Below are 13,995 nucleotides of genomic sequence, written 5' to 3' on the forward strand. Positions count from 1 at the left end.
TATAGACTCTTCTAAAATCCATCTATCCCATTTTTCATGCAATAATGAAAAATAAAGGTTTTTTCATATAGGCATAGAAACTATAAACTACAGCGCTAGGAGGTGTCTCAATGAGCAACAGTAATAAATATGGAAAAACCTTTAACTGCAGCGTTTTAGATTATAATAAGCTGCGAACTTTTCTTCGTTATGCTTTTTTATATGGCTGCTATACCAAGGATGATTTCGTAGAAAGGCTGAATTATAGTGAGAGCCTTGTAGACAAGGATTATAAGCGCTTGTTAAGCATTCTCGGTGCAAAGCATTTTAAGAAAAAAACTCCCAAACAGACCAGGTTCAGGATGAATTATAATTATTATCAAAATACCGAAAACTATTTGGTTAAATCCTATTATGCCAAGTCCTCCACTAAGCTTCAGATATCTCTTTATTTTTTGATCCTCCAGATTTTGAAAAGGGAAATGGATGTTAATGAAATCAATGGTAAAATCCCTACGCTATCCGATGACTTCAACATAAAAACCTTAACCAGGCAGCTTGACAAAATGGCTCAATGGGATTTGATAGAAAAGGTGCAGCATAAAAGAAACGGAAAGCTATATTACCGGCCTAAGAAGGATTTCTTTGCAGCATTGACAGATGATGAGCTGGGGCAGCTGAAAACTGCCGTTGAATTCTTCTGCAACATTGAGTTCCCTTCCATCCCAGGTTATTACCTGAGCAATACTATAGAGAAATATATGAAGTATTATAGAGAAAAGAGTGCTTCCTCCAAAAATATTTTTCTGTATAGGTTTAAAAACTTCCATACCGTACTGGAAGAGGATACTGCGTGGAAATTATTATGGTGCATTAATAACAGCATAGAAATAAAGCTCCAATATTTCTTTAAAAACGGTATCGGACATAAAGTCATCATGCCTCGGAGATTGGTAATAGATATTTACTACGGAAGATGGTACCTGATAGGAAGCACAGACATGCATCCCATAAACATATATAGGCTTGATAAAATCATAGATTTTAAGGTATTGAAATCAAGCTGTGATACACCCTATACCAAGGAGGAGCTTGACAACTGCTTCCGGCACAGCTGGTGCATAGGCACTACTCAGAAAGGCGACATTCCTTCAATAATAAGGATCAGATTCAGTGTTTCTGCCAATGAAGATCTAACCTTTTTGCTGAACAAGGTTAAGCGGGAAGGCAAATGGGGTACCATAACGGATATTAATGACAAAAGCTTTATATATACAATAAAGATAAATGACGCTAAGGAGATCAAGCCTTGGATACGGAGCTTTGGTCATTATGCCGAAGTCATTGAAAGCACTCTATGTGATTTGAGGGAAGAACTGCATGATGAATGGGGTGAAATGCTTGAAAGCTATGGAATTATTTCTTGAGGGCAAAAATAAAAACTATGCCCTGATGCTCGAATTAATAAATTCCCTTTATTTCGGCAGCAAAAAGTCTTTATCCCGCAGCGAAATAAGCGATATGGCTGAAAGATACGGCATCTCCGCGGAATTTAATCTCTCCCAGTCGCTGATGAACGAAAACGAGCCCTATAATCTATATCTCTTGGATAAAAATATTGATGGGGATTACTCCCTGCATATAGAAAGCAGCGTTCCCATCCAGCCCTATAAAATCCAAAAGCAGTGGCTTAAGCATATACTAAAAAATCCAAAGCTCAAATTGTTCTTAGAGGATGTCACTATCACAAAACTAGAAGCCTTACTGGCGGATTATGATGATATAGTTTCTGAAGATGCTTTGACTATCAACAGACCTTGCATCCAGCTTCAGCAAGTTGAGGAGGGCCTGAGCAGAAATTTTAAGCTCCTCGTAAAAGCAATCCTTGAGAACAAAGGCATAGAATACTCCTATACAACGAGAAGCAATGAATTGCTGCAAAACTGCAGAGGCATACCCTATAAGATAGAATACTCCATGAAGGAAGATTGCTTTTATCTGATATCTTATTCCCTTGAAGATAAAAGGCCCATAAAGAGCCTGTTGAGCGGATTCAAAGACATTAAGCTAATGAATTTGGAAGTGGAATACAATATATCCCCTGAGGAAATTCAAAAATCAATAGATGCCAAAAAAGCTGCAAAACCTATCCTTTTAAGAATAAAAGATGTAAATAATACTTTGGAAAGAGCCTTGTTCCAGTTCTCTTGCTTTGAAAGAGAGTTGGATTATATTGAAGAAAGTGATGCTTATTTATTGTCAATTTTTTATTATGAGTTCGAAAGGGAAGAGGTTATATCCCGCATATTTTCATTGGGTAAACACGCTATTGTTGTTGAACCTGAAGATATCAAAGCCGAGATAATAAAACGATTGCAGCAGCTAAAAGAAAAATATTCAAGTATTCCATGAATGATTTAAAGTAGTGGTGAATTAATCCTCCACTACTTTACTTACCCATTGCTCACATGCTTCTGCAAGCTTCAGCAAATATTCGATACAGCTCATGTCATCCTTGCCAAGCTTTTCATCCTTATCAAGCATCTGCTTTCTCAAAAGGTCCAGATCAGCAACCTCTACCTTTATTCTTTGTCCCTCTGATGTATCCTCCCAATGCATGCACTTATTTCTTATTCTGTGTATTTCATCCAGCTTAGTTTTGAACTTAAGATTGTATACTGTGATTATGGGATCAAATTGTAAGCTGTTAGGAAAGTTTTTTTGCACATAAAAGAAGTAATCATTCATAATACCTTTGAAGTCGCCTATCATAATTCTGTTTTGTAAGTCATCTTCGTTTTTGCCGGGTTTTCCGGGTTTTCTTATTTCAAAATCCGGCCTCAAATACTGCATAGCACCGAAGAGAGGCTTCAGCACCGTTCTCTTTATAATGGCTTCAAAGGCAGTGCAGTACGGATTGCAGGAAGGAGATTGGTCGAATTCCGTATCCCTGTAAACCCGGGCCAAGAGCTCAGCCTGTACAATTTGTTTTCGAATATCCTCATCCAGCTTAGGCCAAACTTTCTGGACATTCAAACCCTGTAAAAGTTCAGGTTGATCCAAGTCTATCCTGTATTTTTCAAATTGGCCCTTAAAAAAGCTGCTTATATATTCGTTGTATTCTTCTCTTTCATCAAACTCCATGGAGCTTATTTTCGCATCCGAAGATAGACTATCCACAAGCACTTTCTTTGCATCATCATAGGATTTCCAAAGCTCCTCGAAGGATGCTCTCATGATATCATTAGAAGCCTTATAGTTGTCTATTATGGTTTGCATATCCGGGTAATCCTTCTGTACCACTTCAGCATTCTTTACATAATACATAAAAGCCTCCGATACAAAAGTATAATCTTCATTAAGAAGCTTCATGTCCAAGGAAGAAGACCTTGCAACCTCCAACAAGGATTCCTTTATGTCGGAAATATCTTCACCGCAGGCTATATGCTTCAAGAGCCTCTGCTCTTCGTAGGTTATGGATTTCCAATAGGACTGGAATATATAATCGCAGCTTTCTGCAGCCTTTTCCATAAATTCGGCTTCAGTCTCTTTATTCAATTCTTTTTTTGAATGCTTATAGTCCAAAAGAATCTCCACAGCAGGCTTCAAAATGCCGGGCACCCTTCCCCCAGCCCTCATGATAAGCATGTCTTCATAGCTGCTTATTCTGTATTGATACTGAGATATGCACCTCAGTATATATTTCTTTATGTCTATGTCCTCCAACAGTTCCAGCTTTATGGGGTTATTGAATATGCCGGGAAGCCCGGATACTTTGCATTCATCAGAAATCGCCTCAATGCTTTTTTTGCTTGTCACAATATATCTGACCTTTATTCTGTTGTTATTTGCCAGATTTCTCAGGTACTTAAAGTTTTCTATGGCATCTTCTTTTTTCCCTTCGTTTATACATTTGGTCATCCTGTCAAAATCATCAATTACAAGTACGGTATATATACCATTTCTCCTAAGTCTATAAAAAGCATCATTTAAAGTTTTTCTAAGAATGGGTACCTCTTGAAAGTTTTCATACTTAAAAAACTTCTCTTTTAACTCATATTTTATATTGATGTCAATATTGTTGCTTTCTTCAACCTCTCTTTCCAAGCTTTCAAAAAGAGTTTGATAGAATGCCAACGTATCTGCGGGCTCAGAATCAAATATCTCCACCATAAGAGTATCGGATTTGTCAAAATATGAAATGATATAGTTCAGCAAAGAGGATTTGCCCATGCCGTCATAACCTACTATGGACACGCTGTCTTGTGCGTTTACTCTATCATAAATTCTTTTAATTATTTCTCCCCTGCCTATTAATTCCGGCTTGCTATACATATACCCCTGTCCCCCCTTGTATCTCGTTCAAGACTTCATCTGCGTTCTTCCACCTTCTTGTCCATCTGCGCAATTGTTCCACGGCTATGCAAACTGCCAGGTCATCCTTATTTTCATTGGATAGAATCCTTCCTGCTATAAGCTCGTTAACAATTGCTCTTACCTTATCCTTATACAAGCCGGATATACCTCCGGCAGAATGAAGCTCTTTCATCCTATCATATAATCTATCTATGTCTATATAATCATCATAGGCTTGTGATTGTTCAGCAATTATGGCCACCACAAGCTTCTTGTATCCGGAGTCCAGAGAGTTCCAGAAATGCTCATACATGCTCTTTTGTGTCATATCTATCAACTTTTCCGAAACAGCTTCTACGTCATCGGGATAGACTACATATCTTTCCTTTTCCCTGTTCAACAGCTCTACAACTCCGTTTCCTACAGCCGTTAGGAAATATGGGTGTCTGCAGGTTATTATCAAAAATCTTTCCACCGCACCGGGCAGGCATTTGATGCCTTTCAGCCCAAGAGGCTTTTCTACCATCTCCCTGGCTTCGTCAGGCTCAAGGAATCCTACTTCTAAGGGTTTGGCGGTATCCGATATCTTCAGAGCCTTCTTCTTCATTATATTAAGCAAATACTCTCCTCCGGCAATGATAAATCTGGTTTTATTTGAATGCTGCATTTTTGTTCTAATAAAATCAAACAACTCATCTGAATATATACCATCTTCTACTTTTTTTACAACCTCGTCAAATTCATCAATCAAAAGAAGCAGGGACTTGTCCCCTATATTTCTTTCCACATTCATAAAAAATCTCTTCAGCTGACGAAGAGGGCTGGCCTCAAAAGCCTCTTCAGAAGGCATCTCTATGTCAATACCGTAATCATCAGACAATCCGTAAACTATGTTTTCTACAAAAAGCTGATAGATGAGCTGACCTGTGTTGTCAGCATCAAAAACATTCTGGCAATCACATTGAATAGGATAAAACTTGTCTTTCATAATGCTTTCCACATGATTGAGAAGTGAAGTTTTTCCAACTCTTCTCAAACCATATATGAGGAAGGTGGTGCGATCCCCGTCATCATAGAGGCAATCCTTTATCCTGTTTAAAATAGCTTTTCGTCCGAAGAATTTGCGTTCATCATCAATTGGGGCTGTTGGATATGTGTTTTCGCTGATCCTTTGGAACACAAATTCTTGGCTCTTTACTTCAATGCAATAATTAAAGGTTTGAAATTCTCCATCAGAAAAGCTGGTTTCAACGGAAATCCCAAAATCTCCTTCTTCTTCAAAAATATACTTAAATCCTACCGCAAGCTTTTCGCCCTCTCTTAGAGTTTGCTTTTCTTGCACATAAGGAGTCCCCAACAGCTTATTATCCTTCAGTATCTTAAAGGTACAGACAAACTCATCAGCCTTTGCCTTTCCCTCGTTGGCTGCTAAAAAGTGAAAGCTGCTTTGAAGCTTGTTTTGCTGCGTTCCATTATCTATCCTTTTTGTATGAATATCTTGGCGGTTCAAAAAAGTCACCTTGATAACAGGCTTATTCTCCAGCTTCTTTATTTCTTCATTGCATGCAAACAATAGGTTGTTTGTAAATGCATTAATATCATATTTATCTCTTTTATAGAATTGCTGCTCTGCAATCTCATCCATTTTTTTAATCTGATTTACCGCATCATCTATGTATATTCTTTTTTCATTGGAATTCTCAGCATTTGCATATTTTTCTATTGCGGCTGCAAATAAGTAAAAGCAATTCAAAATGCCCTCTTTTTTATCTCTATATTCCTCCTGATACACTGTAAAGAATCTATAACCCAGCCTGGAAAAAAGCAAATTGATTCTTTTACCATATTGAATATTCTGCAGCAGAGCAGAAAAATCATCTATAAGGGTATGAGCTTTAAAAAATGCCATATGATAGCTGTTCAGTTTTTTAGAGGATTTATCAATGAGGCATCTGTATTTGGCATACCAAATAAGATGACTTTCATAGGCTAAGGCAACTTGAGAATTAAAAATCTTTTGACCCCTGGTGGATCGCTCCAGCTCAGTCTCACAATATTCTGCAAGATATTTAAAAAATTCATTATACATTCCTAAGATTCTGGCTGCAGCTGCGGCCTTTAAGCTTGCATCGCTTCTTCTGCTTAATTCCGGAATGGATAAAGCTTCTACATTGCCCACATATCTGTCAACAACGCCTGCCCATACTTTATACTGTCCTTCCAAATCTTTATCAGCAATTTCACATCCGGATAATGCTTCTGCCAATACAGGGGCAAATCGGGGCAATTCTTCTATAACATCCTCTGCATTATCCATATTGTCAAATATTTTTAGAAATTCATTTACAAAGCGCATCTCAGCCGATTCGTCTTTTGCAGCTGCCCCTTCTTTCTTAACAGAGTCTTGCAGTTCTATATTATCAGCTTTGACCGCTTCACCTGTGCTATGATTTTTCTTCACAGACAAGCTGCTGATTTGAATCTCGCAGGCTTCGTATATCTCATATTCGTCTCTTAGACTCTTTAGCATACTCCGTGCCTTATCATAATCTCCATTCAACGCTGCTTTATAAGCATGTATGATAACAACGGTGCTGTCTTTATCATCCTCATTGCAGGAAAGATACTTTGATACATAACCGGAGTATTCGGTTTTTTGGACAATAGACAATAATGCTTTTGCGAAAAAGCTCTTTTTATCATAGTCTGCAGGATCTATGTTCATTCCGCGCTCCATCTTCATCAGCAAATCACAAACATGATACATCAATATGGAAGTAGATTCTCCCTTTTCTTCCTCAGATAGATTGTTCATAGCATATCCAAAGTAGGATCTTGCTTCCTCCGCATAAAAGCACCCAAGCAAATCAAAGCCTAACTTCATATGAAAATATGTATTCTTTTTTAAATCTTCAACATATATTTTGCTTAGTTCAATTATTAGCTTCTTATTTTGCTCCTTATCATAATTGCTTTCGTAAATGCTTTTTATATTTCTGCTGCAGTTGAACAAACTTGTCATCAACAGCATGACAAATTTCCTTTCCTTATGGTCCTTTGAATCATGCAGCAAGTCGATACAAGCATTTAGTGTGGCATTTACCTCATTATATGAGCTTAGCTTGCCAATAGCCTCCTTAACATATGGAAATGTAGAAGCTTTGTTGTCATAAACAAAGCTAAGAGCAGTAGATAAGGCTCTTTCTACGCAGCTTGCTACATTTAGTATTCGTTCATACCCGCCGCATCCTTTTTCAATGCATTTAATAAATCTATCAATAATATAGAACTTTAAAGGAAAATCCTTTTTTGAAAAATTCGCAGTTATATTCAATATGGTCCTTACCTCTTCAAAATCCAGAAGCTTTGAATGCTTCTCGCCCAGAAGCTCATCTGCAATACCCAAGCAATCATATTCTTCTGCCTTTGCGCAAATTGATTTGAAGGACTGTTTTAATATTTGATCTTCTCCATTTTGAGCTTCAGTCACTTTTCCATATAAGCTTATGAGAGCTGAAAGCTCAGCCTTAACCTGTATGTATAATTTATGCAAATCATTAAGTCCATATCTCTTATCGGATTTTTTCAGCCTGTCTATTTCCTCTTGCAGCTCAACCATTTCATCCAGTTTTGAAAAGACTTTCAGCGCATATTCATGACATTCATTTATAAGGGCCGATATTGCAACTATCCTTATATCCGCTATTGCTCTTTTTTCATCAAAAGCAGACATCAACATTAAATCATAGGCTTTGAAAGCTTCCTCAATTTTACCGTCTGCCTCAAGAATTTTCCCATAGTATTTGCATACTTCATGGTCCAAAGGAAATAACTGCTGAAACAGATTAAATATTTGGACACCGGATTCCCGCATTTCAGGTTTGTTTAAGCTGCTGCATAATTCGTTCAGCTTCTCGCCTGAGGGTACCTCCGATCCTTTAAATACTGCTTCCTCCAAAGCTCTGGCAGTTTCTTCATCTTCAAGAGCGGAAGCTATCTTTAGTATTTCAAACCTTTTTAGGCTTTTTGCTATTTCGTTGTTTTGAGGCTCTGTCTCTAATTCCTCTTTCAGAAAAGCTTGCAGTCTATCAAACTCCTTTATGGAATAAAGCTTTCTTATCAATATCATAGGATTCTTGTGTTTCCTATAATCCCTTACCCTGCAATCTATAGATTTATCCAGTTCTCCATCCAATTCATATAAAATAGCCTGTATCCAGTTGCCAAGCTTTTTATTGCCGATCCTTTTCTCTAAAAAGCTCTTGCTTTCTACAACAAATCGGTCCTTCTCCAAATGCTGTAATGCAGGAGTGCTGTTTAGCTTGTCCATATTATAATCTATCAAAGTAATAAAATTTATCAAATACTCATCTGAAATAGAAGCCTGCTGAAAGGTCGCATAAAATGCCTCTATCCATAGTTTATTTTTTATGCATAAATCCTTTAGCTTTTCCCATTTCCTGAAAAGATCTACTTTCAATTCTTCAGCGCCCGGACGCGAAAACTCCTTGTTCCGCAAATTGTGATATATTAGAAGACATTCAAAGGAATGTAGCAGTGAACCTTCTCCAAAGGCTTCGTACATTTCAATCCAGGGTTGATAGCAGTATTCATCGTGCCTGATCATAAGCATGTTGAATAATATATAATGCTCCGTATTTTCCTTCTCTAAAGGCTTTATTTGGCGCATTATTTCCCTGACTCTTTTGCTCCTATCAAAATTTGAAATAAGAATTTGCTCTAACTGGTCTTGACGCTTGATATACTCAATGCATATATTATAATCCCCTGTCAAAAGCATTTCTTTAAACCCATCTATTATAGGCCTGGCTGTATCCATTTCTGCAAGGCTGAACATTCTCACTATCCCTCCAAATTATCTGCTGATACTAAGTATTCGACAATATCCAACCATTTCCTTCAAAGTTTATAAGCATTAAAAAACCGCATTGCAAGGTTACCCCAGCTTTGCTATTTATAAACTCATGCCGGTTCCATTAATCTTCAGCCACAGCTTTCTCTCTTCATAATCCGGCAATATGCTCTTCACCAGACTCCAGAAATTCTTGGAATGATCCATATGTATAAGGTGGCACATTTCATGGACTATGATATAGTCCATCACATTCAGCGGCGCCATGATGATCCTCCAATTAAAAAGCAGAACTCTTTTAGAGGTGCAGCTGCCCCATCTCTTCTTTTGCTCTTTTACCTTTATCTGTGCAGGTGTAATTTTGAAGAAAGGCTGATAATACTCTATTCTCTCGCAGATTTTTTCCTTGGCTTTATCCTTGTACCAGTCTGTTAACGCTGACTTTATTAGTTCTTCGCCTTTAGCACCGGTATAAACACAGAGGCTGTCATTTTCCAGCTTGGCCACGGGTTTCCTATACGCTTCATCATATATAATCTGAAGCAGATAGTCTGCCCCCGCATATAGGAAAGATTCGCCGTCTACATATTGCCTGTTCCTTTTCTGACCTTCCAAATGCTTTATCTCAGATAGTTTTTGTACTATCCATTTTGCCTTTGATTTGACGATTTCCAAAACTCTATCTTCTCCGACACCTACCGGAGCTTTTATATTTATAACTCCTGGCGGAGCTATTCTGATACCCAAGGTTTTTCTCTTTTTGTACTCTACCTCAAACTCAATTGTCTGTGTGCCATATTCAACGCTTAATTTCATTCTCAAATTCCTTTCGGCAGCTTCATAATTGCATCAATAATCTTTGTAGTCTTCATATTCCTGCTTTTTCAAGCAATTTATGCTTATTTTATTATAGCATAAAAGCCGGATAGATAATGGGGTATTAAACTAAGATAACACCCCGAGGAAAAAATCCAGAGGTGTTATCTCAATAAGGACAAGTCTATATAGTATATTTTGTTAGTGAAAGATTTCTGCTGCAAAGCAGGGGACTACTATTGCAGCTTTGTCCTATTAATCATGCAACATCATAGGATTTAGAATATAAATCTGGGTCTGAAAGCTCGTCTAAGAAGCAATAGAAGAAGGATGGCACCTAACAATCCCCTAAATCCCTGATTTCCATATCCTAAATAACTGCCGCTCATATCATATAAATTGTATCCTCTGTACTGCCCTATAGGCATACCATCCATTGTATAAACATATCCATCACCTACATATGCCATAGGAACTCTATATGCATCGTATATCATAGAACCATCGGTGTAGCCAGCAATACGGTTGTCTCCATCATAGATAACATCTTCATCAACATAGCCATATACTCTGCCTCGGGAATCGTATACTCTTTCCAAAGTATCACCCCCTTCTCCTTAATATTTATTCCCCTGTTACTATATATGTAGCATGGCCATTTTTTGTTATCAAAACTTTGTACACACTATAACATCCTCCTTATCCATATCACATGACAATATTGTCTCCCCTTAGTCCAGCAATCCTTCTAAATATTTCAACGAAGTTTCCGTCCTCGATAAAGGGAAAACCACTTGCCCCATTTTTCATGCAATAATGCTTTTCTGCTGCTCTGGCCTTAGCAGTAATCTCCCTTCAATAAAAACTTTATACAATCCTATACTTTTTTCTGCATGGGATTTGAAAAAGCTGTAGACAGCCTTTTTATTAAGCCAAATACAGACATTTATATTACAGGCTCCAATGCTTATATGCTGTCCGGTGAGCTTGCTACACTGCTGTCAGGGCGATACATTACCGTGGATATGCTGCCTCTTTCATTCAAAGAATACTGTGAAGCTGTTGATGGAAATAGAAAAAGCACACGAGAAAACTTCAATGATTATCTTCATTTTGGCTCCTTCCCTTATGTAGCAAAACTTGAGCACAATGACTCTGTTATAATTCCTTACATCGATGGAATTTACAACACTATTCTTATAAAGGATGTAGCAAAACGTGAATCGGAGCCATTGGAGAAAATTCCGGATCATTATCCTAAGATCCTTTTAACACTGGATGAAATCGGAGCCGGAACAAACTATAACGGAATCCGTCATCTGAACTTGATGGATTGGCTGCTTAGATAACTGCTCAGCTTTTAGAGCAGTATAAATAAGCATAGCGGTTTTTCCGGCACCTTTCTCACCAGTTAAATAGTACCGTTCTCCATCAAGTAAGCTATCAATACCAAAGATCTTAATATATAATTCATCAAATATTTGTATATCTAAATCTTTATAAACATAACATTGCAATAAAAAAAGCATAATATTACCTAACCGGCAATGTTATACTTTAATTTATTACTTTCTATTAAACACTTTTAAGTGTTATAGAAACCATATCAGAAAGTTTTTTATTAAAAAAATTTAAGGTTCCGGGTACTAAGGTTATATCGAAATTGTAAACGAAATGTATCAATTTGAGAAATTATTTAAATTATATACAGAAACGGGCGGCCATTCGGCTGCCCGTTTCATAGTTGTCAATGCTTATATTTTAAACTTCATAATTGCACTTCTTAGTTCCTGAGCCATTTGAGACAGATTTTCACTGGCGGTTGCAATATTCTCCATAGATGCAGCCTGTTCTTCTATAGATGCTGTTACTTCCTGGGTAGCTGCAGAATTTTCCTCTGCAATGGCAGATAAATTTTGTAAATTAGCCAATATTTCATTTTTCATGTCATACATTTCTTTCCCTGAAGCATCTAATTTCAGTATAGCATTTTGAGATTCTTTCATAGCTTTTTCTATGAGTTTATATCGCTCATTGCTTTGTTTAACACTTTGGGTCTGCTGGTTTTTGATTTCAGATATACGTCCCATTGTATCTACTGCATTTCGTGAATTCATTTGCAGTTCATTTACGATTTCTTCGATGACACGTGTGGAATCTGCCGATTGATTGGACATCTTTTTAATCTCATCCGATACCACTGCAAATCCTTTTCCCGCTTCGCCCGCTCTGGCTGCTTCTATGGCGGCATTTAGGGCTAATAAATTTGTTTGCTCTGCAATAGAAGCAATAAAGTTACTTGCCTCGCTTATTTTATTTGAGCTATCATTTGTTTTTAGGATCACATCAGAAATATTCTTACTGGCTACATTGTTTTCTTCCGTGATCTTAGAAAGATTTTCAATTTCAGCGAGTCCTTCATTTACAGCTTCCATAACCTCTCCCACAGTGTTGTTTATATTTCTTGCATATTCCAAATCATTATCTATAATATTTCCCAGCAATACTGCCCTTGAAGCACCTTTTTCCGTATTTTGCGCTTGATCTGCTGCTCCGTTGGCTACCTCTTCTACGGTTTTTGACACTTCCTCTATTGCAGTAGCCGCTTCTTGAGAGTTTGCAGTAATTTCCTGCGAGGTTGCTGCCAATTGTTCGGAAAAAGTACTGATTTTACCTATAATACTTCTAAAGCTGTCTGCAATACTATGTAATGCCTGAGCCAAATCCCCAAATTCGTCTTTCCGCTTCAAATCCTTCTGGGGTACATCGTTTCGGAGGTCTAAATTTGCAAGCTCCTTTGAGTATTCTACAGCATTCATAACAGGTTTTGAAATGCTGCCGGAAAATATTAGGCCTACAACAAAGATTATTACAACAAACATCATAAGTGTTATAATGCTTATATTTTTGAACTTGTTAAGTCCCAGATAAACGCTTTCAACATCATAGTCAACGCCTATAAAGCCTACAACTGCGCCCTGATCATCCTTCAAGGGATAATACGAGCTGATAAATGAACCCCATCCTTCCTCGTAGTGAATCTTTTCAGCAATATATGGTTCACCGCTCCAGGCCTTTTCTCTTTCCGGTGTAGGTTCTTCAGTATCTCCAATATGTGATATTTCCTCAATGGGAGAGCCGTCAACCACATACATAAATTTGCCTTCATCATTTTTTCTCATGGTAAAGAGGTATTTAGCTCCGCTTATCTCCCTAATATATTCAAGATTTTTTCTCATTTGAATATATGAGGTCTTGCTTTCATCTTCTACTTTCTTCAACTTAATAAACTCATCAATATTAATCGTTTTGCCGGCCTCTTCCACTGTTTTATATGCCCGGTCTGCCGCCTCTTTTGTTACCATCTTATCGCATTGCCAATATAGTATAGCCGAAAGCAAAGTAGTAATTGACAACACAATAATTATGAAAAATATGGTGATTTTAGCTTTGATGCTTCTTCTAACAGATAATTTTGATTTCCATAAATTTCTCATAGCAATCTCCTTCATAAATTATTCGCGCTTCAAAAACTTTTATGCCTCTATTCTTCTCAAATTCTATATCGTCAAAATTAGACAAAATATTTAATTTTGCGACTTTAAGAAAATTTTTCATTTTGCTTCTAACTTGCTCATTTTTTATCAGTACTAACAATACGACATTTATTCTTTTCATATGCAATATTAGCTCAAATCATCCATCATTTATCATAAGCATAGATGTAAGCCTTGATAACCAAGTTATGGCGTGAACAATTTGAGCATTAGCTTTTCAGAGGCTCAAGAAATCCGTCACGGGATAGGGTCATGCAGCTGGCCTTTTGGATTCAATGCGGATGTGGACAAGGCGCAGGATCTTTTGAAGCATGCCAGGGTGAGCGCCTTGTCCCTACGAGTAAAGCGAAATGCCTTAAGCGATTCCGCATACGCGCTTGCTGGCTGTACCCTAATTGCTTAATGATTCCCGGC

The 13,995-nt window shown here is 37.5% G+C and carries 8 protein-coding genes; 3 read left to right on the forward strand and 5 right to left on the reverse strand.

From position 1 onward, the window contains the following. The first annotated feature begins 110 nt into the window (after positions 1-110). On the forward strand, positions 111-1,406 hold the full coding sequence (locus tag AC4HCY_RS01050) for a helix-turn-helix transcriptional regulator (RefSeq protein WP_491095200.1): 1,296 nt from the start codon (positions 111-113) through the stop codon (positions 1,404-1,406). After that, entirely contained in the window at positions 1,360-2,391 is a 1,032-nt protein-coding gene (locus AC4HCY_RS01055) for a WYL domain-containing protein (protein ID WP_491095201.1), read from the forward strand. The genes AC4HCY_RS01050 and AC4HCY_RS01055 overlap by 47 nt, the downstream gene beginning before the upstream one ends. Positions 2,392-2,412: 21 nt before the next feature. Here AC4HCY_RS01055 and AC4HCY_RS01060 read toward each other — a convergent pair whose 3' ends face one another. The 4 genes from AC4HCY_RS01060 to AC4HCY_RS01075 all read right to left on the reverse strand — a co-directional run bounded on the left by AC4HCY_RS01060 (position 2,413) and on the right by AC4HCY_RS01075 (position 10,623). Then, the gene (locus tag AC4HCY_RS01060) at positions 2,413-4,314 is read right to left on the reverse strand and encodes an ATP-binding protein (RefSeq protein WP_491095202.1); all 1,902 of its coding nucleotides are present in this window, start codon (positions 4,312-4,314) and stop codon (positions 2,413-2,415) included. Next, positions 4,307-9,193: an ATP-binding protein gene (locus AC4HCY_RS01065; protein ID WP_491095203.1), complete on the reverse strand. Its 4,887-nt coding sequence runs from the start codon at positions 9,191-9,193 to the stop codon at positions 4,307-4,309. The genes AC4HCY_RS01060 and AC4HCY_RS01065 overlap by 8 nt, the downstream gene beginning before the upstream one ends. 117 nt (positions 9,194-9,310) lie before the next feature. Further along, positions 9,311-10,024, reverse strand: a complete 714-nt coding sequence (locus tag AC4HCY_RS01070) for a M48 family metallopeptidase (protein WP_491095204.1) — start codon at positions 10,022-10,024, stop codon at positions 9,311-9,313. 278 nt (positions 10,025-10,302) lie between these two features. After that, positions 10,303-10,623: a 4-fold beta flower protein gene (locus AC4HCY_RS01075; protein ID WP_255227756.1), complete on the reverse strand. Its 321-nt coding sequence runs from the start codon at positions 10,621-10,623 to the stop codon at positions 10,303-10,305. A 294-nt stretch (positions 10,624-10,917) separates the two neighbouring features. Between AC4HCY_RS01075 and AC4HCY_RS01080 the strand changes: the two genes are divergently transcribed. Further along, positions 10,918-11,373 carry an AAA family ATPase gene (locus AC4HCY_RS01080; RefSeq protein ID WP_323432929.1) on the forward strand — a complete coding sequence of 152 codons (456 nt, stop codon included), beginning with the start codon at positions 10,918-10,920 and terminating at the stop codon, positions 11,371-11,373. 405 nt (positions 11,374-11,778) lie between these two features. Here AC4HCY_RS01080 and AC4HCY_RS01085 read toward each other — a convergent pair whose 3' ends face one another. Then, a complete protein-coding gene (locus AC4HCY_RS01085) occupies positions 11,779-13,521 on the reverse strand; it encodes a methyl-accepting chemotaxis protein (RefSeq protein ID WP_323432930.1) in 1,743 nt (580 codons plus the stop codon). Positions 13,522-13,995 lie beyond the last annotated feature (474 nt).

The sequence above is a fragment of the Lutispora sp. QWL-02 genome (assembly GCF_058315355.1).